Origin of the sequence: Stutzerimonas chloritidismutans AW-1, from assembly GCF_000495915.1 — a bacterium.
GTDB classification, from domain to species: domain Bacteria; phylum Pseudomonadota; class Gammaproteobacteria; order Pseudomonadales; family Pseudomonadaceae; genus Stutzerimonas; species Stutzerimonas chloritidismutans.
In genome coordinates this window covers 1-23,272 of sequence record NZ_AOFQ01000017.1, presented here as the reverse complement: position 1 = coordinate 23,272, position 23,272 = coordinate 1, and the positions used below count along the sequence as shown (strand labels likewise).

At 65.2% G+C, this 23,272-nt stretch carries 19 protein-coding genes and 3 pseudogenes; 10 read left to right on the top strand and 12 right to left on the bottom strand.

Annotated features, from left to right (window positions below; all coding sequences use genetic code 11):
• Window positions 1-59 precede the first annotated feature (59 nt).
• The gene (locus F753_RS30830; RefSeq protein ID WP_023444506.1) at window positions 60-1,448 is read right to left on the bottom strand and encodes a sigma-54-dependent transcriptional regulator; all 1,389 of its coding nucleotides are present in this window, start codon (window positions 1,446-1,448) and stop codon (window positions 60-62) included.
• Window positions 1,441-2,922, bottom strand: coding sequence for an ATP-binding protein (locus tag F753_RS30825; RefSeq protein WP_023444505.1), 1,482 nt, complete (start codon window positions 2,920-2,922; stop codon window positions 1,441-1,443). Before F753_RS30825 ends, F753_RS30830 begins: the two co-directional genes overlap by 8 nt.
• A 150-nt stretch (window positions 2,923-3,072) precedes the next feature.
• On the opposite strand from F753_RS30825, the gene F753_RS30820 reads away from it, so the two are divergent.
• Window positions 3,073-3,465 (top strand): DUF4168 domain-containing protein, encoded by a 393-nt coding sequence (locus F753_RS30820; protein ID WP_023444504.1) that lies wholly within the window; start codon window positions 3,073-3,075, stop codon window positions 3,463-3,465.
• A gap of 249 nt (window positions 3,466-3,714) precedes the next feature.
• On the opposite strand, the gene F753_RS30815 is transcribed toward F753_RS30820, so the two are convergent.
• The 6 genes and pseudogenes from F753_RS30815 to F753_RS30795 form a co-directional block, all read right to left on the bottom strand.
• Window positions 3,715-4,611, bottom strand: coding sequence for an alpha/beta fold hydrolase (locus F753_RS30815; RefSeq protein WP_023444503.1), 897 nt, complete (start codon window positions 4,609-4,611; stop codon window positions 3,715-3,717).
• Window positions 4,612-4,851: 240 nt separating this feature from the next.
• The gene (locus F753_RS30810; RefSeq protein WP_023444502.1) at window positions 4,852-5,583 is read right to left on the bottom strand and encodes a substrate-binding periplasmic protein; all 732 of its coding nucleotides are present in this window, start codon (window positions 5,581-5,583) and stop codon (window positions 4,852-4,854) included.
• 15 nt (window positions 5,584-5,598) lie between these two features.
• Window positions 5,599-6,939: a GGDEF domain-containing protein gene (locus F753_RS30805; RefSeq protein WP_023444501.1), complete on the bottom strand. Its 1,341-nt coding sequence runs from the start codon at window positions 6,937-6,939 to the stop codon at window positions 5,599-5,601.
• Window positions 6,936-7,702 (bottom strand): annotated as a pseudogene (locus F753_RS30800) (substrate-binding periplasmic protein). The gene F753_RS30805 and the pseudogene F753_RS30800 overlap by 4 nt, the downstream one beginning before the upstream one ends.
• 255 nt (window positions 7,703-7,957) lie before the next feature.
• Window positions 7,958-8,281, bottom strand: coding sequence for a hypothetical protein (locus F753_RS0124715; protein ID WP_014821890.1), 324 nt, complete (start codon window positions 8,279-8,281; stop codon window positions 7,958-7,960).
• Window positions 8,282-8,392: 111 nt separating this feature from the next.
• Entirely contained in the window at window positions 8,393-9,361 is a 969-nt protein-coding gene (locus tag F753_RS30795) for a helix-turn-helix transcriptional regulator (RefSeq protein ID WP_031297344.1), read from the bottom strand.
• 172 nt (window positions 9,362-9,533) lie between these two features.
• Between F753_RS30795 and F753_RS30790 the strand changes: the two genes are divergently transcribed.
• The 5 genes from F753_RS30790 to F753_RS30770 all read left to right on the top strand — a co-directional run bounded on the left by F753_RS30790 (window position 9,534) and on the right by F753_RS30770 (window position 14,683).
• Window positions 9,534-11,672, top strand: a complete 2,139-nt coding sequence (locus tag F753_RS30790) for a TonB-dependent siderophore receptor (RefSeq protein WP_023444497.1) — start codon at window positions 9,534-9,536, stop codon at window positions 11,670-11,672.
• Between the two features lie 54 nt (window positions 11,673-11,726).
• Window positions 11,727-12,044, top strand: a complete 318-nt coding sequence (locus F753_RS30785; RefSeq protein ID WP_023444496.1) for a DUF2218 domain-containing protein — start codon at window positions 11,727-11,729, stop codon at window positions 12,042-12,044.
• Complete coding sequence (locus F753_RS30780) at window positions 12,041-12,991, top strand: alpha/beta hydrolase (protein ID WP_023444495.1); 951 nt, start codon at window positions 12,041-12,043, stop codon at window positions 12,989-12,991. Before F753_RS30785 ends, F753_RS30780 begins: the two co-directional genes overlap by 4 nt.
• A gap of 104 nt (window positions 12,992-13,095) precedes the next feature.
• Complete coding sequence (locus F753_RS30775; RefSeq protein ID WP_023444494.1) at window positions 13,096-13,542, top strand: DUF2147 domain-containing protein; 447 nt, start codon at window positions 13,096-13,098, stop codon at window positions 13,540-13,542.
• A 79-nt stretch (window positions 13,543-13,621) separates the two neighbouring features.
• Window positions 13,622-14,683 carry a serine hydrolase domain-containing protein gene (locus F753_RS30770; RefSeq protein ID WP_245218623.1) on the top strand — a complete coding sequence of 354 codons (1,062 nt, stop codon included), beginning with the start codon at window positions 13,622-13,624 and terminating at the stop codon, window positions 14,681-14,683.
• On the opposite strand, the gene F753_RS30765 is transcribed toward F753_RS30770, so the two are convergent.
• Together F753_RS30765 and dcuS are read right to left on the bottom strand one after the other, a co-directional pair.
• Complete coding sequence (locus F753_RS30765; protein WP_031297343.1) at window positions 14,680-15,405, bottom strand: response regulator; 726 nt, start codon at window positions 15,403-15,405, stop codon at window positions 14,680-14,682. The genes F753_RS30770 and F753_RS30765 overlap by 4 nt on opposite strands.
• Window positions 15,402-17,009: a DcuS/MalK family sensor histidine kinase gene (gene dcuS / locus F753_RS30760; RefSeq protein WP_041207162.1), complete on the bottom strand. Its 1,608-nt coding sequence runs from the start codon at window positions 17,007-17,009 to the stop codon at window positions 15,402-15,404. The genes F753_RS30765 and dcuS overlap by 4 nt, the downstream gene beginning before the upstream one ends.
• Window positions 17,010-17,258: 249 nt before the next feature.
• Between dcuS and F753_RS30755 the strand changes: the two genes are divergently transcribed.
• The gene (locus F753_RS30755; protein WP_023444490.1) at window positions 17,259-18,572 is read left to right on the top strand and encodes a 2-hydroxycarboxylate transporter family protein; all 1,314 of its coding nucleotides are present in this window, start codon (window positions 17,259-17,261) and stop codon (window positions 18,570-18,572) included.
• A gap of 73 nt (window positions 18,573-18,645) precedes the next feature.
• Here F753_RS30755 and F753_RS30750 read toward each other — a convergent pair whose 3' ends face one another.
• Both F753_RS30750 and F753_RS48935 read right to left on the bottom strand, forming a co-directional pair.
• Entirely contained in the window at window positions 18,646-20,283 is a 1,638-nt protein-coding gene (locus tag F753_RS30750; protein ID WP_023444489.1) for a methyl-accepting chemotaxis protein, read from the bottom strand.
• Window positions 20,284-20,746: 463 nt separating this feature from the next.
• A pseudogene (locus F753_RS48935) lies at window positions 20,747-20,961 on the bottom strand (translational GTPase TypA); the annotation flags it as partial.
• A 453-nt stretch (window positions 20,962-21,414) separates the two neighbouring features.
• Here F753_RS48935 and F753_RS30745 point away from each other — a divergent pair.
• From F753_RS30745 to F753_RS0124710, 3 genes and pseudogenes are all read left to right on the top strand, one after another.
• A complete protein-coding gene (locus F753_RS30745; protein WP_023444485.1) occupies window positions 21,415-22,446 on the top strand; it encodes a helix-turn-helix transcriptional regulator in 1,032 nt (343 codons plus the stop codon).
• Window positions 22,443-22,952, top strand: coding sequence for an SMI1/KNR4 family protein (locus F753_RS30740; protein WP_023444484.1), 510 nt, complete (start codon window positions 22,443-22,445; stop codon window positions 22,950-22,952). Before F753_RS30745 ends, F753_RS30740 begins: the two co-directional genes overlap by 4 nt.
• A 10-nt stretch (window positions 22,953-22,962) precedes the next feature.
• Window positions 22,963-23,272 (top strand): annotated as a pseudogene (locus F753_RS0124710) (hypothetical protein); the annotation flags it as partial.

Here is a 23,272-nt window from a genome sequence, read left to right as displayed (position 1 = left end):
GCTCCTCACTGAGAAAAGGCCGGCAGTGTGCGCTTTCGGGCGCCCTGCGGCGAGTCCGATCAACCGTCTTCACGCTCGCCGAGGCGACGGTACAACGTGCGCCGACCGATGCCGAGCAGGGCCGCGGCGCGGCGCTTGTTGCCGTCCACCAGCTTTAGCACATGCTCGATATAACGCAGCTCCAGCTCCTCCAGAGTTGGTAGCAGCGGGCCATCGCTGAGCTGAGTGAGCAGTTCGGCGCCGGCACTGCGCGCCTTGTCATCACGATAGTCGGCGATGCGGCTGGGCAGGTGTTCCAGCTCGATGCTGCGCCCGTGGCAGAAGGTCACCGCACGCTCGATGGCGTTCTGCAGTTCGCGCACGTTGCCCGGGAACGGATAGCGTCGCAGCTGCGCCAGTGCCGCCGGCGCGATGCCGCGCACCGGCCGCCCGCTGCGCGCGGCAAAGTGGGCGACGAAGCCGGCAGCCAGCAGTTCGAGGTCCTCCTCGCGATCCCGCAGCGGCGGCACCTGCAGGATGAAGGTCTCCAGACGGAAGAACAGGTCCTCGCGGAAGGCCTCACGGCCGGCCTCGGTTTCCAGCGGGCGGTTGCTCGCCGCGATGATGCGCACATCAACGCTCAGCTCGCGCTCGGCACCCACCGGGCGGATCGTGCCCTCCTGCAGCACGCGCAGGAGCTTGGCCTGCAGCGGCAGCGGCATCTCGCCGATCTCGTCGAGAAACAGCGTGCCGCCGTCGGCCTGCTGGAAAAGTCCCTTGTGCGCGCGGTTGGCGCCGGTGAAGGCGCCAGAGACATGGCCGAAGAATTCGCTTTCCAGCAATTCGGCCGGCAGCCCGGCGCAGTTGATCGCAAGGAATGGCCCTCTGGCACGTTCGCTTTCCGCATGCACGGCGCGGGCAACCAGCTCCTTGCCGGTGCCGCTCTCGCCGATCACCAGCACCGGCCCCTCGGCGCGGGCAAGCTGGCGGATCTGGTCGAACAAGCCGCGCATCACCCGGCTACGGCCGAGCATGCCGTGGAAGCGGTCGTCGCTGAGCAGCTGCTGGAAGCGCCGCACCTCGTCGCGCAGGCGTCGCGTCTCCAGCGCGCGGGCCACCGCCAGGCCGAAGTGCTCGAGGTCCAGCGGCTTGGTAAGGAACTCGTCGGCGCCTTCCTTGAGCGCCGCTACCGCCTGCTGAATGCTGGCGAACGCGGTGATCACCAGGAATGCCGGCGCCGCCTGCATCGTCCTGACCCGTCGCAACAGCGCCATGCCATCGGCACCGGGCAGGCGCAAATCGCTGACCACCAGCGCCGGCTCCCAGCTTTCCAGCGAGCCGACCGCCTCCTCCGCACTGGCCAGCGCACGCACCTGCAGGCCGCGGTCTTCCAGCTCCTCGACCAGCAGCTGGCGCAGGCTGTCGTCGTCCTCGACCAGCAGCACTCGCTCCTGCGTCACTTCAGTCATGCTCGACCTCCTCGTCGATCAATGGCAATGCGATACGGAAGGCCGCGCCCGGCAGGCCGCCGTCGACCAGTTCGATACGTCCGCCACACTCGCTGACCACGCCATGGGCCACTGCCAGTCCCAGCCCGCAGCCTTCACCCACCGGCTTGGTGGTGAAGAACGGCTCGAACAGCGCCGCGCGGTTCGACTCGGCAATGCCCGGGCCATCGTCCTCGACCTGCAACAGCAGTTCGGCAGCATCGCGCCACCAGCGCAGGCGCACCAATCCGCCAGGGCTGGCCTGGGCGGCATTGCGTAGCAGATTGGTCAGCGCCTGCTCGAAACGCGGCGGGTCGACACGGCAACAAAGCGTCTGCCCCGGCGCCTGCAGCTCCAGGCGAACCTGCAGCGCGGCCAGCTCATCGGCCACCGCCGCGGCTGCCGAATGCGCCAGCACCTCGGCGGGAACCTTGCGCGGGGGCGAACCGGCGGCACGACCGAAATCCAGCAGCTGACGGACGATGGCACTGAGTCGCGCCACCTGCTGGCGGATCTGCAACAGCGCGCGGCGGTGGCTTTCGCCCAGCTCGTCGTCGCGCAACACGCGCTGCGCCTTGCCATCGATCACGCTGAGCGGGCTGCCCAGCTCGTGCGCCACCCCGGCCGCCAACCGACCGACCGCCGCCAGTTGCTGACTCTGGCGCAGGCGTGCCTGCAGCTGCTCTTCGCGGGCCTGCTGCTCGGCCACCTGCCGTTCGGCGGCGGAAATGCTGTCGAGCATCTGATTCAACGCGCCGGACAGCACGACGATCTCCTGCGGTCCGCTATGCGGTGCACGATGCTCGCGCTCACCGGCCGCGACCCGCGCCATGCTTCGCGCCAACTGTTGCAGATGCTTGCCCACTGCTGAGCGATGGCCGAGCAGGATCACCACCAGCGCCACCCCGGCCAGCAAGCCGCCCATCCCGGCCGCAATCAGGCGTAGACGGCGAATGTCCTGCTCGAAATCGCCCCAGCGCCGCGTTACCTGCAACAGGCCGTTGATCTGCCCGCCACTTTCCTCCAGCGGGACGAAATAGGAATAAACCGGGCGGCCATTGATGCGCTGATAGGTGCCGGTCAGCTCGCCGCCCGCGGTGAGCTGCTGAATCGCCGACTCGTCCTGATCCGGCTCCACCGCGCCGGCATAGGCCGCGAGCTTGCCGTCGCGATCGTAGACATAGGCGCCATAGACGCGGCCGACGCCGAGCACCGATTCGAGAACCTGCTGCAGGGTGCGCTCATGATTCTTCTCCAGGCTGGCACTGAGCGGCAGACGTACCGCCCGCGCCACCAGCTCGACCTCCGCCTGCAAGCGTCGCTCGCTGTTGCGCTCGACCGTCCACAGCACCACCGAACTGAAGCCGAACATGATCGCCATCAGCGGCACGACAACCTTGAGCAGGAGTGCGCCGCGCAGGCTGGAGGGTCGCTGCCAGATTGATACATGTGTCATATGGGCACACTACAGACGCCCTATTTGCCGGTCCACCCTGCCCCGACGAAAAGCAAAACCATTTTAATAACAAGCAATTAGACACACCGGCCCAAAACTGGCACAGCTGCTGCAATGACGAATACGTCTTTAACCGAAGCAGGAATGAACATGACCCAGCACAACGCTCGTCTCGCCTTCGCCGGAATCTTCTCGCTGTTCCTCGGCCTGGCCGCCCCCCTTGCATCGGCGCAATCAGCCAACCCGGCACCCACCGCCCAGCCAGCCGCCGGCGCACAGGCGCAGCAGTTCAGTGAAAAGAAACTGGAGAACTTCGCCGAATCACTTGGCGAGATCATGGAGATCCGCGAGGAATTCACCGGCAAGCTGCAAAAGACCGAAGACGCCGACAAGGCCCGTGAGCTTCAGCAGCAGGCCAACGAGAAAATGCTCGGCGTGATCGAGGAAAAGGACATCAGCATCGACGAATATAACGCCATCAACGAAGCCGTGCAGACCGACCCGGAACTGCGTAACCGTGTGATCGCGATGATGCAGCAGTGATTACATCACCGACACCGCGCGGCGCTGCCTGAGGCAGCTCGCGCAGGGTAACGAGAAAGCCCCGTTTGGCTGATGCCAGCGGGGCTTCTTGCGTCTGGATGCCGGAACCCTGAAGTTGCTGGATTCAAACGGTATCTGACGGGAATAACCGGCCGGGCGACCTCCCCAGGTCCTCATTCAGCAAGGCCTATAGCCCTTGGAGCCACTCCCACGCGGATGCACCACCGAACAGGCTAGCGTGCCGCCGGCTCAACAGCCGCGGTCTACAGAGGCAAGGCGCGCACGAAAGTCGAAGTAGTGTTCGAGCACCCGCTGCGGCGCCTCGACCTGTGGGTAGTGACCGATGCCCTCCAGCAGCACGGTGTCGGGCGTCGGCATCAGCTCGCGGTAGCGCGCCACCATGTGTGCACCAGAGATGGGATCGGCCGCACCGTCGACCACCCGCAACGGAACATTGCAGCGCTGCATGGCCGTGACCCAGCGCTCGCGTTGTCTGACCCGCTCGGGCATGTAGCGGATCAGCCGGTGCATCACCGCCGGTCCGTCGCTCTCCGCGATCAGCCGCCAGTAATCGTCCAGCTCGGTGTCGCTCGGCTGCGTCTGCGCACCGAACACCCTGCCGAAGGTCGCCCCGAGCGTACGCCGCGAGAACAGCCTGCCCAGCAGGAAGCCGAACGGCCCGAGCAGCAGTTTCTGCACCCGTACCGGATGATGGGTTTCCGGGAACAGCCCGCCATTAAGGAACACGCAGCTGGTCAGCGCGATGCGCCCTTCGCAATGCCGCGCCAGCAGCTCCTGAGCGACGCTGTCGCCATAGTCATGCGCCAGCACATGAATCGCGCCGTCGATACCCAGCTCCGCCAGTAGTGCCTGCTGCAGATCGGCCTGCTCGATCAGGCTGTAAGCGTGCCCGCGCGGCTTGGCCGAATAGCCGAAGCCGAGCATGTCGCAGGCAATCAGCCGATAGCGCACCGCAAGTGGCTGCCAGACCTTGTGCCAGTCCCAGCTGGCAGTGGGAAATCCATGGATCAGCAGCAGCGGCTCACCTTCGCCGGCCGTCCAGTAGCGGATGCGCTTGCCGCGAAAATCGAACTCGCGAGCGCTGGCGCGCCAGGTATCCAGAGGTATGCCGTCGGTGCTACTCATTCGTTCTTCTTGTTTTCATGGAGACGAAGCCAGTCTAGCGGGGTGGCGTGGAATGACGACTTGCTGTGCCGGCCAGCTTGGTGGCCCCGCGAGTCAGCTGGGCGCTGCTGGGAGGAAAAGGGGGGCGAATCAATGGTTCTGCATACGCGGAAAACACCGTTACTGCGACGGAACCAAGGTTCGCCGAGCCCCTCTCGGCCGCCTGGAACGGTTACCGCCAGACCGCGTCATCAGGTCAGTTCACGGCTGCCCCGCCATGATCCGCGCCACCTCGCCTTCGGCCTGCAGGTGCTCGAAGGCGGCCTGGGTGCGCAGCACGGTGTCGTCGTCGGTCTGGCGGCTGTAGGCCATGTAGAGCTGCGTCGAGGTGTGCGGGCTGAAGACCTTCTCGACCGTGGCCGGGTCGACGCCGGCCTCGGCGCACAGTGCGAGCATGTCGTGCTCGGGCATCGGCACCAGGTCGACCTGGCCGTTGACCAGGCGCTTGAAGTTGTCGCTGTTGTGCGCACTCACCACGATCTTGCTGAAGCCGTTGGCCTGCAGGTACTGGTGCCGGACGTCGTCGCGCATGACGCCGATCCGGTAGGCCTTGGCCGCCTCCAGGTCCGGCACCCGGATATCGCCCCGCCCGCTGAGTTTGTAGAAGTGGTAGTCGATGCGCATGATCTCGCCGACCCAGCGGAACAGCGCTTCGCGTTCGGAGGTGCGTGCGATTAGGTAGATCAGTACGCCGGGCTCGCGCAGGGCCATGTCATACGCCCGCGCCCACGGGTAGAGACTGACCTGGTAGTCGTTGAGGCCGGCGCGCTGCAGGGTGGCCTCGACGACCCGGCTCGCCGTGCCGGCTACCTTGCCGTTCTCCAGGTAGCTGTAGGCGGTGTCTTCGGTCACCACGCGCAGCGGACCGGCGTAGGCCGTGGTGGTGCCGAGCAACGCAAGGAAGAAAGCGGTCCAGGCAAACGGATGCATCATGCAGTCCTCATGCGATCAGGCGGAAATGCCGTTGCGCCCGTGGGTCTTGGCCCGGTAGAGGGCCTCGTCCGCGCGGTGCAGCAGTTGGTCGAATTGGTCCATGGTGTCCGGATCGAGCACGGCCAGGCCGATGCTGAAGGTCACGTAGGGTGAAACGGCGGAAGCCTCGTGGGGCAACTCGCGCTCGGCCAGGCGTTGCTGCAGGCGCACCGCCGCCCGCCGCGCGGCCTCGGCATCGACGCTGGGCAGCAGCACGACGAATTCCTCGCCGCCAAGCCGCGCGACCACCTCGCCGGCGCGGGCGAATACGGACTGCAACGTGTCGGCGACCATTCGCAGGCACTGGTCGCCCTGGGCGTGACCGTAGTGGTCGTTGTAGCGCTTGAAGAAATCCACGTCGCACATCAGCACCGCCAACGGCTGGTCCTGACGCAGGGCACGGCGGAATTCGACTTCCTTGATCTCGTCGAACTGGCGCCGGTTGGCCAGTCCGGTAAGCGGATCGCTGCGCGACAGCTCTTCCAGTTGCACATTGGCGGCGCGCAGTTCGGCCGTGCGCTCCTCGACCAGCTCGGCAAGGCGGTCCCGGTGCGCGGCCAGGGCCAGTTCATCCTGGTGCTGGCGCTCGAGATAGGCCGAGAGCTTCGCCTGCAGGCTGTTGACGCCGCCTTCCAGCAGGCTCAGCTCGTCGTGCCGCTTCGGTGAACGATCAAGGCGCAGGCTGCGATCGAGATTGTCCGGCGTCAGCCGCGTCAGGTGACGGGCAATGCGCCGCACATGCAGGGTGACCGTGCGGTTGAACATCCACATGATCAGCCCGGCCAGCAACAGCGACTGGATGACCTGGGTGATGACGATGTCGTAGACCTCAGCAAGCATGCGCTCCCAGAGCAGTTCTTCATTGCCTTCGAGCACCAGCTCGCCCACCGTCTCACTGGCGCCGGCGTAGGGTTCGTAGCTCAACTGATGCTGCAGGCGCGGCGCGCGGTGCTTGGCCGGCTGCTCACCGCGTTGCCGCTGAACCAGTTCCGGCTCGCGGCCGGCGCGGATGATCCGCAGCTCGACGCGGCCGATGGGCGCGGCCTGCACCACGCTGTCGAGCTGCGAATGCAGGGAATCACTGTCCATTTCCCAGATCGCCTTGGACAGGGTGCTGCGGAACACCTGATCGATCAGCGCCAACTCGGCGTTCATCTCCGCCAGGTTGTTCTGCCAGGCGGTCCAGGTCCGCAGCCCGACGGTGGCGAGGGTGAACAGCAGGCAGAAACCGAGTGTGGCCAGCACCAGCCGGCGGCCGAGCGAACCCACCGGCCGCGGCACCGGCTCGCTGATCGTGGTGGTTGAGTCGTCGTTCATTTCAGCCATTTCGCGACAATCGCGTCGTAGCGCCCATCGGCCCGCACGCGAGCCAGCGCCTGGCGGAAGCGCTCAACGACTTCATCCGGCGTGTCGCGACTGAACGCCATGCACAGGCCATCCGCACCGCCAAGGTCGTCCAGGCTCAGCTGCGGCACCGCCGCCTCGTTCGGATCACCACTGGCCTGGCGCACCAGGTAATGGGCGTTGAGCTCGTTGGATATCCACAGATCCACCCGCCCCGCCTTGAGCTTCTGGTAGTTGTGCTCGTACTTGTTGCTCGACTGCAGGTTGCGGCCGACGGCGAAGCCCTTGTCGATCAGGTACTGCTCGCCGACATCGCCTTGACCGTGGCGATCTGGTATTGCCGGGCATCGTCCAGGGTTTTCAGATCGAACTTGGTGCCGGGCAGCGAGAACAGGAACCAGCGGGTCGGCGCGATCACCCCGACCCACTTGAACAACGGTTCGCGCTGCGGCGTGCGAGCGATGGAATAGATCAGCACGTTCTCGTTGTTCAAGGCGATGTCATAGGCACGGGCCCAGGGCATGGAACGGATGCGCACGTCCTCGCTGGCCTCCTCCAGCACCGCCTTCACCACCTCGGTGCCCATGCCGGTCAGCTCGCCATCGACGGTCATGTTGTAGGGCGGCAGCTCTTCGGTGACCGCGGTGATTGCATGGGCATAGGTGAGCGCGCTACAGACCCCGGACACTAGCAGGACAAGGGCGACGCTCAGATCGCGGAGCCAGGACGAACGCATGCAGTGTCCTCGGAGGGATGCCGGCATCGGGGGCAGGCCACTAGAATCAATCAGATACCCCCTTTCTCGGCGCCAGCCCATCACACTTGAGCAGATGGGCGTGCCCGTCCACAGCTCTCCGACGTATGGCGAGCCCGGTGGGGGCGGGAATGTGGGGGAGGAGGCGCCGCTCACATGGCGTAGATCGCCGGGCCAGCTTGTTCAACCGTCAGCCGGGCTATATCACGCGTTACGCGTCACGCCCGCGGTTCCCGCTCAGGGCCGCTGTCGCTTGTGCTCGAACGCCTCTACGCAGGCAGGCAAGTCATAGAAGCGAGGCGCACCGCCGGCCCGGTTGCCGTTTTCACCGGCGGTCTTGCGCCGACATTCGGTCTCGGCGCGACTGTTGCGGGTCGTTCTCATGCAGTCCTGAAACGCCGCTTCGCGCAGCGGCGCCAGCTTCGCCTCCCGGGCCGACTCGCAACGCTGGTCGAGCTCGGCCTGGCGCCTGTCGAACGCCTCCCTGTCTTTCTGGAAACCGGCCTGCGCCTGTGTCGCCAACACAGCCAGCAGCACCGTAGCCAACAATCCCTGTTTCATCGAATCGCTCCTTTGAATACCGGTGGCGAGCATGGCGCGGCGGTGGCGGCTTAACAAGCAGCCGCGAGATGTGGCCGCGGGCAAAAGTCTTACGGCACACCTTCCGAGCATTCAAAGCCGCGCCCGCACCTGCCGCGGGCTGATGCCGAACTGGCGTTTGAACGCCGTGGCGAAGTTGGCCGGACTGTTGTAGCCGGCGCGCCAGGCGGCCTCGTTGACGCTGGCACCTTCACGCTCCAATGCCTCCCGCGCCAGTTGCAGCCGGCGGGCACGCTGGTACTCGAACACGGTCATGCCCTTGAACAGGCGAAACTGCCGCTGCAGCGTGGTGGCATTGACACCCACGTCCCGGGCGATGTGCTCCAGCGTCCAGTCGTCGGCCTCACCGCTGTCGAGGAGCGCGAGGAGGCGTTGCAGACGGCGGTACTCCTGCGGGCGCAGGCTCTGTTCCGCCGACGCCGAGCCATCACCCAGGCTGATCAGTGCTTCGCAGGCGATGTCCAGTGCGCGGCTTTCCAGGTACAGGCCCTGAAGCAGCGTGTCGTAGCCGGGCGGGTTGAGCATCTGCTCGGCCAGGGTCAGCAGCCGCGCCGATGGCTTCCAGATGCGCGGCGTCAGGTGGCTATCCATGAAGCGGCGGATCGCGCCATCGCTCGAGCCGACACCCTCCCCGCGCCCTTCGAACCAGTCCGGCGTCAGGCTCACCACCAGCTTGCGGATATGACTGCCGCGGCGCGCCTGGCGGCGGAACAGCACGGGCTCGTTCATCGAAACCGCCACGCCCTCGGGGGCTCGCTGCGACGCCGACTGACCGAGCGTCAGCGACAGATCGCCATAGCTGACCCGGCTCTGGCCCTGCAGAAAGAGCACGAACGATACCCGCGGACCAACCACGTTTTCGGTGACGAAATCCTGCAGCTCTTCGCAATCGGACCAGTGCAGCGACAGGCCATCCCGCAGCTGCGCCCACTTCACCCGGCCGTAGAGCAGGCGGTCGTCATCCTCGTTGGGCAGGCGCAGCCCCGGCCTGCTCATGGCCGGCAACTCATCGCCACGAATGATGTGATCGGCTTGATTCATGCGGCGCTGCGCCTCGAACTGACGGGATTGCAAAGCAAATGTTCGGCCCCGCAAAGGTTCGCGAAGCGGCTGGGTGGCAGACTACGCGCCGACATCTTTTGATGCAAATCATTATCATTAAGTAGCGCGAACGTTTGCCAACACGTCGCCGCCGCTGCGACAGGAGCCGCCCATGGACAGAATTCTCCGCACCTCAAGCCTCAGACCATTGCTGCTCGCCGGCCTGCTCGCCCCGTTTCCGTTGAGCGCCCTGGCGCAGAGTGTCGCCGCTCAGGCCGAACCGGTGCAGCTGGAGAGCATCACCGTCGAAGGCAACCGCCTGTACGACATGCCGTCTTCGGAGCAAAGCGGCGGCTACACCGTGCCGGCCGCCACCGTCGGCACCAAGACGCCGGCCGAACTGCGCGACATTCCGCAGTCGATCAGCGTGTACACCAGCGATTACATCCGCGACCGCCAGTTCGTGAACCTGGATGACCTGGCCAAGTACTCAACCGGCCTGCGCACCCTGAGCAACGACAGCGGGCGCTCGTCGATCTATGCGCGCGGCTACGAGTACGACGAATTCAACATCGATGGCCTGCCCGCGCCGATGGCAAGCATCAACGGTACGCTGCCGTCGCTGTCGCCGTTCGATCGGGTCGAGGTCATGCGCGGGCCGTCCGGGCTGTTCAACAGCACCAGCGAGATGGGCGGCATCGTCAACATGGTGCGCAAGCGCCCGACTCGCGAGTTCCAGGGCAGCCTGACCGGACGCTACGGCAGCTGGGACACCAATTACCTGGAAGCCGACCTGTCCGGCCCGCTCGACGAGCAGGGGCGCGTGCGCGGCCGTACGGTCATCTCCCGCGCCGAAACCAACGGCGAGGTCGACTACAACGCCAACACCAGCGAGAGCTTCTATGGCGCACTGGACATCGACCTGTCCGACGCCACCGTCATGTCTTTCGGGCTGATCCACCAGACCAAGGACATCCTCCCGCACAACGGCTATCCGGCCGCCATCGACGGCAGCCTGGAAGACTTCAGCCGCTCGACCTACCTGGGCGCCGACTGGGGGGATTTCGACAGCCGCGGCACCGACGTCGTCGCCGAGCTGACCCATCGCTTCGACAATGGCGGCTACGGTCGCGTGGCGGTGCGCGGCTCCAGGCGCGCGACCGATTACCTCTATGCCTTCACCGCGCGCAACGTCAACAGTGGCGCGACCAGCCTGGCCTACACCGCCCGCGATCTGGAGCAGGACACCCTCGCCGTCGATGCCAACTACAGCCAGCCGTTCGAGCTGCTCGGGCAGGTCAGCGAGTTCGTCATCGGCAGCGATTTCAAACGCTACGAGACCGAGTACGCGGACGCCCGCGGCAATCTCGGCGCCATCGACGTCGCCAGCTACCAGCCGGGCGACACCAGCAAGCCGAACGTCACCTTCGGCACACCGACCGAAACCGACGAGCGCGAAGCCGGCCTCTACGCCAAGCTGACCTTCCGCCCGATCCAGCGCCTGGCGCTGATCGGTGGTGCGCGGGTCAGCAGCTTCGAAGGCGAGAACAGCAGCGCCACGCAGGATGTGCGCGAGTCCGGCTATGTCACGCCCTACGGCGGCCTGGTGTTCGATCTGGATGACCAGCACTCCCTCTACGCCAGCTACTCGCAGGTCTTCAAGCCGCAGAGCGAGGCCGGTGCCGACGGCCGCATCATCGACCCGCGCGAAGGCGAGCAGTACGAGGTCGGCATCAAGGGCAGCTATTTCGGCGGCGACCTGAACGCGCGCATCACCGCCTTCCAGCTCACCGACGAGAACCGCGCGGCCGGCGCCATCGATGACAGCGGCGCGCCGATCAGCGGCGTCTACGAGGCCACCGGCAAGACCCGCATCCGAGGTGGCGAACTGGAAATCAGCGGCAACCTGACCTCCGACTGGGAAGTGCTGGCCGGCTACACCTACATGAAAACCGAGAACCTGGCCGGTGACGACAACGCGCTCTTCGCGCTGATGCCCCAGCACCAGGCCTCGCTGTGGACCAAGTACACCCTGCCCGGCGGTGCCCTGCGCGGCCTGGGGATCGGTGGTGGCGTGACCGCGATGAGCGACTACTACATCGAACGCGCCGGCAGCCCGCGCCTCAGCGCACCGGGATATGCAGTGGTGGATGCCAAGCTGTCCTACCCGATCACCGACAAGCTGACCGGCACATTCGACGTGAACAACCTGCTCGACCGCAAATACGTTTCGCGGGTTGGCAGCGTCGGCACCTTCAACTTCTACGGCCCGTCGCGCAGTTTCACGGTGGGCGCCCGCTACGAGTTCTGATCCACCTGGCCGCCTGCGCCCGTAGGCGTCGGCGGCTGACTTCCGGAGATCACCATGCCCCAGTTTCACGCCCAGGTGGCGACACCCCGCGCGTCACGCAACATGATGCGGCTGTGCAAACACTTCGCGCACAAGGCCGAAGTCCAGCTGGATGAACGTCAGGCACAGGTCGAATTCGCCTTCGGCCAGTGCCGGATGCTCGCCGATGACGAGCGACTGCTGATCGACTGCCAGGCCGAGGCCGGCGAGGCGGAAAAGCGCCTGCGCTTCGTCATCGACGACCACCTCCACCGCTTTTCCGGCGAGGAAGCACTGAAGGTGAACTGGCTGGACGGGCCGCTACCGCCAAGCCGCAGGCAGGTCGAGCCATGAAAGGCGCCCTGCTCGCCGTGCTCGCCAGTCTGGGACTTGCCGCCGTACAGGCACACGCCGGGGAAGAAGCCGGCTGGCAGCCAGTTCAGCTACCGCACAGCAGCCAGCGTGACCTGCATTCGCAACGCACTGGCAAGGACTACCGCATCTTCGTCTCTGCGCCGCGACACGCGCCCCCGCCGGATGGCTATCCGGTGCTCTATGTGCTGGATGGCAACGCCCTGTTTCCGGGGCTGGCGATCCAGGCCCAGGCGCTGGAGGATCGGCCCGACCCTAATCTTCGCGATTCGGTACTGGTGGTTGGCATCGGCTACCCCGGCGAGGCCCTGTACGACTTCAAGGCGCGTGCCGAGGATTACACGCCCAAAGCCGAGGATCGCCAGCGCCTGCCGGGCCGCGAACCGCCGCTATCGGGCGGTGCCGATGACTTTCTGGCCTTTATCGAGGACGAACTCAAACCGCTAATCGCCCAGCGCTACCCGGTCGACGCCCGACGGCAGACCCTGTTCGGCCATTCCTACGGCGGCCTGTTCACCCTCTACACTCTGCTCACCAAGCCGCAGGCATTTCAGGGCTATGTGGCCGCCAGTCCGTCGATCTGGTGGTACAAGGGCTATGTCGAACGCACGCTCGAAGCGTTCGAACGGCGTCTCGCAGGCCAGCCCGTCGATGCGCGCCTGCTGGTCACCGCTGGCGGTGCCGAACAGCCGGCGGCGGATGCCGCCATGGACGACCCGCGCCAGCGCCATATGGCCGAGCGGCGCATGGTCGGCAATGCCCGGGATCTGGTCGACCGTCTCCAGCGGCTGTCCAGCCACGGCCTGCACAGCGAATTCCAGCTGTTTCCGGGAGCCAACCACGGCACCAACGCCGCACACAGCTCGGTCGTGGCACTGGCGTTGGCGGCCGCGATCGGGCGCCAGCCATCCCGCGATCAGGACGACTGAGGATGACGAAAGCGACGAGAACCGACCGGTCAGCCGGCCAGGGCAAGTGCAGGCAAATGCCCGGTGCTAGAGTCGGCGCTGCCTTTTCCATCACTGGAGACACCATGCGTCCTCTTTTCAATGCCCTGCTGCTGGCCCTGCCACTCTCGCTCTCTTCACTGGCTTTTGCCGCCGAATCGCCTGCCGGCCGCTGGCAGACCATCGACGACGAAACCGGCAAGCCCAAGTCCATCGTCGAAATCCAGCAGGCCGCTGACGGCACGCTGAGCGGCGAGGTCGCCGAAATCCTGAAATCGGATCACGGACCGAACCCGGTCTGCAGCGAATGCGACGGCGAGCGCAAGGATCAGCCCATCACCGGCATGACCATTCTCTGGGACCTCAAGCCGGACGGCGAACAGGCCTGGAGCGACGGCACCATCCTCGACCCGGCCAAGGGCAAAACCTACCGCGCAAAGGCCAGGCTGGTCGAAGGCGGCGACAAGCTGGAGGTCCGCGGCTACATCGGCATCGAGGCGCTGGGCCGTACGCAGACCTGGATTCGCCAGTAACCTCGCTCGGCATCCGAGAGCCGGACCGCCGCCCGGCTCCCGGACTGCACGGTGGCGCCAGGCCAGGGTCGAACCCTGCATGCACTCACTTGCCCTGCGCCTCCTGCACCCATCGAGCCCCCGCCCTCGCCGCGCACTCTGCCTGGCGATGCTGTTTCTTCTCTGCCCCCTGGCAGTCGCCGATACCCGGCTGACCGCCGTACTCGAGCAGGCCGAGCGCCTGGAGCAGCTGCACACCCTGATCATCGCCCAGCGTGGCGAGATCCTTGCCGAGCGCGGTTACCGCGGGCATCGCACGACCACGCCGAGCAACATCAAATCCGCGTCCAAATCGGTGATTTCCGCACTGGTCGGCATCGCTATCGACAAGGGCGTCATCGAGAGCGTCGAACAACCCATCGCCGGTCTGCTGAAAAGCGACCTGCCGAGCAAGCCCGATCCACGTCTGCAGCAGGTGACGGTTGGCAATCTGCTGAGCATGCAGGCCGGGCTCGGATCGACCTCCGGGCGCAACTATGGCGCCTGGGTGGCGAGTCGCAACTGGGTTCGTGCGGCACTGGCACGACCGTTCGAGGCCGACCCCGGCACGGCGATGATCTATTCGACGGGCTCCAGCCATCTGCTCTCGGCAATCCTTACGCGCCGCACCGGCAAATCCACATTGCAGCTGGCGCGACAGTGGCTGGCGCCACTCGACGGCTTCGCCATCAGCGCCTGGACGCGCGACCCGCAGGGCATCTACCTGGGCGGCAACGAGATGGCGATGACGCCACGCTCGCTGCTGGCCTTCGGCGAGCTCTACCGCCGCGGTGGGCTCAGCGCATCCGGCGAGCGATTGCTGTCGCAGGACTGGATAGAAGCGTCCTGGACACCCCGCACCCGCTCGCGCTACACCGGGCACGGCTACGGCTATGGCTGGTTCATCACCGAGCTGGGCGGAGAGGCGGTGCGCTATGGCTGGGGTTATGGCGGACAGATGGTCTACGTGGTGCCGGGCCTCGAGATGACGGTGGTGATGACCTCCAACACCCAGCAGCCCTCCAGCGGTGCCATGGGGCATCGCGACGCGCTGCACCGGCTGCTTGGCGAGATCATCGGCGCGCTGCACGGGCCGTCCTCTGCAGCGGGCACGCGTCCCTAGCCCTGCACCAGCCGCAGCAACGCGGCGCGGTCCAGGCAGCGATAGCGAAACGAGGGCCGGCCGATTTGCCCGTAGTGAAAGGACTCCTCCAATAGCTGCATGTCGTTCAGGTGCTTGAGGTATTTGCGCACCGAGACGCGCGACATGCCGGTGGCGGGCAGCAGGGTTTCGCTGGTGAAGCTGTCCTCGTCCAGCGCCAGGATCGCCTGCGCCACCTGCGCCAGCGATGCAGGTGTCAGCCCCTTGGGCAGGTCGCCGGGGCGGCGCAGGTCGGTGGCGGGCGCTTGGCTGAACAGGCGGTCGATATCGCCCTGACCGAGCTGATCCGGCAGGCGGGACAGCGCCTCGCGGGCACGGCGGCAGGCCTCGACCGCATCGCGGAAGCGCTCGAAACTGAACGGCTTGACCAGGTAATCCCGCGCGCCGAGGCGTTGCGCCGCGCGCACGGTCTCGATCTCCGAAGCGGCGGTGATCAGCACGGCATCGGTGTTGCGGTCCTGCGCGCGCAGATGGCGCAGCACCTCCAGCCCGGAGCGATTGCGCAGGTAGACGTCGAGCAGCAGCAGGTCCACCGCCTCGCGCTCCAGCAATACGAGCGCGGCCGGCACGCTCTCGCACTGGCCGACCAGCTCGACGCCCTCGAGCCGGGCCAGGTAATCGACGTTCAGGCGCATGACCATCGGGTCGTCCTCGACGATCAGCACGCGCATGACTGCTTTCATGATTCGACGTCTCCCGCGGCGCTCCGATAGGGCAATTCAACCTCGAACAGGCTGCCACGACCGGCCTCGGAATACACCGCCAGGCTACCGCCCCAGGCCTCGACCTGCTCCTGCACCGCGGCCAGGCCGATGCCACGTCGCTCGCCCTTGGTGGATACGCCGCGCTGGAAGATCTGCTCGCGCACTGCGGCTTCGATTCCGCCACCGCTGTCCTGCACGTGCAGCGAGAGCAGCGCTTCGTCGTAGTCCAGCGTCAGGTTGACCCGTCGCTCGTCCTCTTCGGCCACCGCTTCGAAGGCGTTTTCCAGCAGGTTGCCGAGGATGGTCACCAGGCCATGGATCTGCTCGGGCGCGGCGGCAGGCACCGGGTGCTCGACATCCACCTGAAAGAGGATGCCGCGCTCGCGGGCCTCGCTCTGCTTGCCGAGCAGAAAGCCCGCCAGCACCGGCTCACCGATCCCCTCGACCAGGGACGTCGCCGGCGCCAGCTGGTGATCGGCGAGGTCGCGCAGATAGGCGCGCAGGGCATCCAGATCACCCATCTGTGCCAGCCCGAGCAGCACGTGCAGCTTGTTCTTGAATTCGTGGGTCGCCGCCCGCAGCGCTTCGGCATAGCGGCTGACACCGGTCAGCTGCTCGGCCAGCGCGTTGACTTCGCTCTTGTCGCGGAAGGTCGCGATGGCACCGATCACCCGGCCCTGATGACGGATCGGCGCACGATTGGCGAGGATCGCCCGACCGTTGAGGCTGAATTCACGGTCCCGCTGCTCGGTTGCGCTGGCCAGCACCTCGGGCAGGCCACTGTTGGGCAGGTACTCGGCGATCGGCTGGCCCAACGGTGGTTTGCCGAGGCCCGTGCTGGCCAGCAGGCGCTCGGCGGCGGGATTGACCAGGGTAATGCGCGCCTGGTCGTCGACCGCCAGCACCCCTTCGCGCACCGAGGCCAGCATCGCCTGACGCTCCTCCACCAGCCAAGTGATCTCGTAGGGTTCCAGCCCCAGCAGCACGCGCTTGATATAGCGTGCCAGCAGGTGCGCACCGAGGGCGGTGACCAGCATCAGCGCCAGTACACCGAGCACCACGCCGCGCTGATGAGCCTTGAGCAGTTCGCCGAGCGAAGCCAGGGTGACCCCCACCGAGACGGCACCGAGCACCGCTCCCTCGTCGTTCAGCACCGGCGCAAAGCCGCGAATACTGCGCCCCAGGCTGCCATCGGCACGCGAGGCATAGGTCTCGCCGGCCAGCGCCGGACCTTCGTCGTCACCACGAAAGGCCTGGCCGACGCGGGCCGGCTCCGGGTGCGTCAGGCGCAGGGCGCGCGGGTTCATCACCACGATGAAGTCCACGCCCAGGCGCTGGCGCAGGCCATCGATGTCCCGTTGCAGCGGATTACCGGGACTGAAGTCGACATCCGGGCTGGCCAGCGCTCGCTGCACGTCGGCGCGTGCGGCCACGCTCTGCGCCAGGTTGGTCACCCGCGAAGCCTGCCCCTCTTCGAGGGTGTCCTGCAGCTGCACGTTGAACAGCCAGAGGGCGAGCGCCAGCGCCAGCACCACCATGACGGCGACCAGCAGCGAGATCAGCGTATTCAGGCGCAAGCGCACAGCCATCACTCCAGTGCATGAGCGGACGCTCGACGCGTCGCGCTAGAGGGCCGGATCGAGCCAGCCCTGTGCTCCAGGGTCAAGCTCGGCTCCACTTTTTTTAGTTTCGTAATGGTTTTTTAACTTCGCCAAACATTGGCCGCGAAGCATCTCTGCTTAAGGTAGCCCCGGCGTGGTTGTCCGACCGCGCATTCGCAAACATCACCCGTACGTGCGCCGCCTGGCCGCCACGTTCGAAGGAGTACAACAATGAATCGGACCACGCTGAGCGCTGCCGTGCCTGAAGGCAGCCCGAACATTCCCCTGCTGTCCCAACGCATCTTCAACCTGCCGTTGCCTCTGTTCGCCATCGCCTTGCTCGTCATGGCCGCCGCCATCGCTACCGACACGCTGCCCAGCGGCATGATCGGCGCGCTGCTGGTGATGATGCTGCTCGGCGAGCTGCTTGGCTTCGCCGGTGACCGACTACCGATCATCAAGACCTACCTCGGCGGCGGCGCGATCCTGGCGCTGTTCGGCGCCGCGGCGATGGTCTATTTCGGCTGGCTGCCGGCAGCCGTGGCCGATGACGTCGCCAGCTTCATGAAGGGCGGCGGCTTTCTCGACTTCTATATCGCCGCGCTGATCACTGGCAGCATCCTCGGCATGGACGCCAAGGTGCTGGTCAAGGTCGGCTCGCGCTACGCGTTGCCGCTGCTCTGCTCGGTGCTGTTCGCCGCGCTGTTCGCCATGGCCGTGGGCGCGCTGCTGGGTTTCTCGCCGCAGGATGCGGTGGTGGTCATCGCCATGCCCATCATGGGCGGCGGCATGGGCGCCGGCGCGGTACCGATGAGCCAGATCTACGAGCAGCTGCTCGGCCAGCCGGCCAGCTACTACATCTCGATCCTGGTGCCGGCCCTGGCGCTGGACAACGTCTTCGCGATCATCATCGCCGGGCTGCTCAATGGCCTCGGCAACCGCTATCCATCGCTGACCGGCAACGGCCAGATGATGCCCGGCGTGGACGTCAACGAGAAGGAAGGGGCTATCACCCTGCCGGCGCTGGGCGTCGGTCTGGTCGCGGCGCTGAGCTTCTTCGTCGCTGGGCAGATTCTCGGCGAGTTCGTGCCGCTGCATCCCTACGCCCTGATGATCGTGCTGGTGGCGCTGCTCAAGGTGACCAATCTGGTGCCCGAGTCGATCAACGACGCCGCCTCCCAGTGGTTCCGCTTCGTCGCGCGCAACTGGACCTTCGCCCTGCTGTTCGGCATCGGCGTGGCCTTCACCGACCTCGGTCAGGTGATCGACGCCATCTCGCTGACCTATGTGCTGATCGTTTTCGCCGTGGTCGCCGGTGCGGCATTCGGCGCGGGCCTGGTAGGCAAACTGGTGGGCTTCTACCCGATCGAATCGGCGATCACCGCCGGGCTGTGCATGGCCAACATGGGCGGCACCGGTGATGTCGCGGTATTGTCCGCCGCGCGTCGCATGTCGCTGATGCCCTTCGCACAGATATCCTCGCGCCTGGGCGGCGCGCTGATCCTGCTGATCTCCAGCGTGGTGGTGCCGCTGTTCTTTACCTGAGCGACGGTGATCCTGGAATGAAAAAGCCCCGGCCTTGCGGTCGGGGCTTTTTTTGTTCGGCGAACGGGCTGCGTCAACCGCGGAAGTAGTTGACCCGCCGATTCAGCTCCTCGGCCAGCATGGTCAGGTCCTGGCTGGAGGACGCCACCTGATTCGATGCAGCGGAACTGGCGACAGTCGAGTCGTGGATGCGCGTGACGCTCTGGTTGACCTCTTCCGCCACCGCGCTCTGCTCCTCGGAAGCCGTCGCGATCTGCGCGTTCATCTCGTTGATCGAGCCCACTTCCTGACGAATCTTGGTCAGCGCATTTTCCGCCTGCAGCGTCTGCTCGACGGTCTGCTGAGCCAGCAGCTTGCTCGACTGCATTACCTCCACCGCCCTGCCAGCGCCGGCCTGCAGCGAGGCGATCATCTCGCTGATCTCGCTGGACGACAGCTGCGTGCGATTGGCCAGCGAGCGCACCTCGTCGGCTACCACCGCGAAACCACGGCCATGCTCGCCGGCACGGGCCGCCTCGATGGCGGCGTTGAGCGCGAGCAGGTTGGTCTGCTCGGCGATAGCGGTGATGACCTGCAGGATCTTCTCGATGTCGCCGCTTTGCGCCGAGACCTGGTTGACGGTTTCGGTCGCGCTCTCCAGCACCTTGGCCAGGTTATGGATGGAGATGGCCGTCTCGCCGACGATCCGCGTACCGGTCTCGACCTGCTCGTCGGCGCTCTTCGCCGCAGCCGCGGCACGGGCGGCGAAGCTCGCCACCTCGTTCACCGTCGTGGCCATCTGGTTGATCGCCGTGGCGACCTGCTCAGCCTCGGCCGACTGGTGCTGGATCTGCTGATTGCTGTTCGCCGATGAGGTACGCAATTCACCCGAGGCGACGCCGACGCCATCGGCGGCCGCGCGCACCTCGGCGATGATCGAGGTCAGCCGGCTGGCCATCTTCGCCGTCGCACCCATGACGCTGTCTGGGTATGGCGTGACGATCAGCTGACCCAGATCGCCATTGGCCAGGTTGCCGATCACGCGCGCCACCTCGTCGGGCTCGGCACCGAGGGTCGAACGCAGCTTGCGAATGATCACCACGGCGATGGCCACACCCAGCAGAACCGCCACACCGGTCACCGCGACGATGAGCGCGAGGAAGCCGCTGGCGGTTTCGCGGACCACGGTCACGTCCTGATTGATGCTCGCTTCCTGGTGATCGATGAACGCATTGATCAGCCGCAGCCACTCGCTATAGGCCCCGGCGACGTTTTCCAGGAGGAATTCGTAGGCGCGCCCCGAGCCCTCGCTGAAGCGCAGTTCGACCACCTGCTGGGTCAGCGCGTTGGTCTTCGCCTCGATGGTCTCGATCTGCAGCATCAGCTGCTTTTCCACGGCATCGGCGGAGGGCTGCGCAAGCATCGCCTTCATCGGCTGCGCCGAATCGGTGTACAGCTGCGCCAGCCGCTCGATCTCCGCCACCTGCTCACGGGCGAACGCCGGATCGGCCGCACTGACGGCGTCCCGCACGGCAATCGCACGATCGTGCACGCTGCCGCGGAAGTTGATCGCATAGCGTTGCTTCAGGCCGGCCTGCGAGCTGATCTGGCTCATGCTGCGGTCGATGACGTCGACTTTGAGCGCACTGACCACGGCAACCGCCACCATAAGCGCCAGGATCACCAGAAACCCCAGGCCCAGGCGCATGGATACCGACATCTGCTTGTTCATCGAACACTCCTCTAGCCAGACTGCGAGGCAGCCATTCAGTCAGTCGTTGATGCTCCGAGCGATACTCAGAGCGGGGCAAAACTTGTACAACATAATGTCACCATGACATTACTTGTACAAGTTTTATCGACGAACTGCCGGCCGAAAGCGGCGGAATAAGAGCGCTCCAGTGTTCGCAGTGAAATATCGCAGGCTCAAATACACTGCTTGCAGAGGTCTTGTACAATTTTTCTGAAATCGCCCACCGGCCAGTGTGACAACTGTCCCGATCACCACACCGGAGCACCGGGCCCGGCAATCGCCAGACAGCAAAAAGGCGCCCGAAGGCGCCTTTCTGTGGTCTCGCAACGGTGTCAGACCTTGCTACGCTCGAAGCGCTTGCGGTCGTTCTCGTTGAGGTACTTCTTGCGCAGGCGGATCGACTTCGGCGTCACTTCAACCAGCCTCGTCGTCAGCAATGAGCATCCATGTTGTCGTGATCCATGCCGGCGATGCCGTTCGGAGGCTGGCGTAGACGATCGGGAAGTCGAGGCTCGTCGGTGGCGACGAGGTTGTCGAACAGGTCGAAGATCTGGCATATGGCCCAGTCAGGTCGCGCGCCCAGACGGTAGATTTTGTTCACCACGACGATCGAACCAAGCCGGGCTTGAAAGCCTTCTGGGTCACGAAACGGGCCTGAATGATCGCAATATTCGCCACACGTCGCCGACGCGTTAAGCCCATCGCCCCGCCCGACAAACAACGGAACCCGCGAACACGACATGAACTGTCGTGCGGCTGCGCCATGCTTGATTCCGGCTCCCGCCGTCAGAGATGACGGCTACGCGCCAGCTGTCACTTGCCAATACCCGCTCGGCTCGCAACCAGCCATAAACCCAGCAGAGGAATCCAGCATGAAAAACATTCATGCCATGATCGGTCTCGTTGTAGTTCTCCGCAAAGCCTATGCGTTTCATGACGAATTTCGTCAGCTCAAGGAGAAGGACAAGTGGTCCGCCAGATGAAGCCAGCGGAATGCGGAAACCATCGGCTGAAACGAATCATGGCGAGTAGCCATCAAGCAGGATAAGCTGGCTATATTCGTGGCGTCACGTATCTGGCAGTTACAGGAAATATGTAAGGTAGTAACCCATGTCCGAAGCGGAGGATACGCTACTCAGGTTGTTCACTTTGTTGCGCCTGATTCCCGAATACCCAAGATATGTTTCCTCTCCCACGCTGCTGGAAAAACTGCACGAGCGTGGATTCTCGGTGGATCTGCGCACCGTCCAGCGGGACCTGAATCGACTCTCCATCCCCTTCTCGCTGATCAGTGATGAAAGTAGTGGCCGTTATCGCTGGAGTCACACCAAGGACACCCCGCTCGACCTCAGAGACATGGAGCCGTCGACGGCACTCGCGCTCGTCCTGGCCGAAAGTCATCTGAAGAGCTTGCTGCCGCAGTCGGTCATCAATCTGTTGGGTCCGCAGTTCAACAAGGCACGCAATTACTTGGAAGACCTCGGCCAGAACGATCTCGCACACTGGGCGCGCCGTGTGCGTGCCCATCCCAACGACAAGGCCCTGCTGCCCGCCCAGGTGCATGCCGCTGTCTGGCGAGAAGTGTCGACCGCCCTGCTGGAGCGCCGGCGGCTCAGGGTCTCCTACCTCAGCCGGAGCAAGGCCGAGCGCAAGGAGCTGCTGCTGCACCCCGCTGGCCTGGTTTCCCGTCACTCCATCAGCTACCTGATAGGCACCGTCGACGGCTATGGCGACCTTAGCCAGTTCGCGATGCATCGCATTCAGCAGGCTGAATGCCTGGAGGTCGCCGCCGATTGCAGCGAGCCCCTCGTTGTCGACCATTACATCCGAAACGGCCTCAATGCCTCGCCCCTGATAGACGATGTGGAACTGGTAGCGGACGTGTCACCACAGATCGCCTGGCTCCTCAAGGAAACCCTGCTGAGCACCGACCAGAGCCTGGAACCACTTGCCGAGGGCGACTGGCAGCGCCTGCGCGCTCGGGTCCCGCAGGATCAGGAAACGCTCTGGTGGATCTTCGGGCTGAACGACAACATCCAGGTTCACGAACCGACGGTATGGCAAACACAGATCCGCTCCAAACTGGAACTGATGCGTCGTCGCTACGAAGCGACGGCGCCGACCCTCAAGGCAACACCATGAACGAGCTCTGGCAACACCTGGAAGCCTGGCTGGCCACATATGACCCGGCTCGCCAGGCAGACCTCAACCCTCCGGCTGACGACACCGCCATAGCGGCTCTGGAACAGCTGCTGGGCAAGCCCTTGCCCGCTGACTTCACCGCCTGCCTGAAAGTCCATGATGGCCAGCGTGGGCAGGCCGGCTGGCTGTTCGACGACTACGAATTCCTCTCGAGCCGGCAGATCACGCTGAGCTGGTCCGCCTGGACGGCCCTGCTGGAAGGTGGTGACTTCGCCGCGCGTACCCCCGAATCCGATACCGGCATCAGAGCGTCCTGGTGGGACAAGGCATGGCTGCCCTTCGCCTCCGACGGCGGCGGCGATTATCTGTGCCTGGACCTCGCTCCGGCCGATCAGGGCCATTACGGGCAGGTGATCGAGGTACTTCACGACATGCCCCAGCGCACGCTACTCGCACCCTCCTTCGCCGACTGGTTCGGTAATTTCATCATGCGCAAGACCGCCTGAGATAACTCCCATGGAACCTACGCTCACCACGATGACGCGCGAGCAGCGCCTGCAGAAGCTGTTCGACGACTGCCAGCAGCAGGTACTTTCCCAAGTCATCGGCACGTTCGGCCTGTCCACCGCCATGTTCAAGGACGTCGACCGCAACGGCGGGAACGTCACCACGCTTCATAACTTCGCGCGCGAAGACGACGACTACGTCGCTACCGACTCCGACAAGAAACTCCACGAACACTCGCGCAAGAAGTACGACAAGCAGGTACGCGCGGAGTACGAGATCAAGACGCAGGAAAACGCCGATACGGCAGGGGGGGAAAACC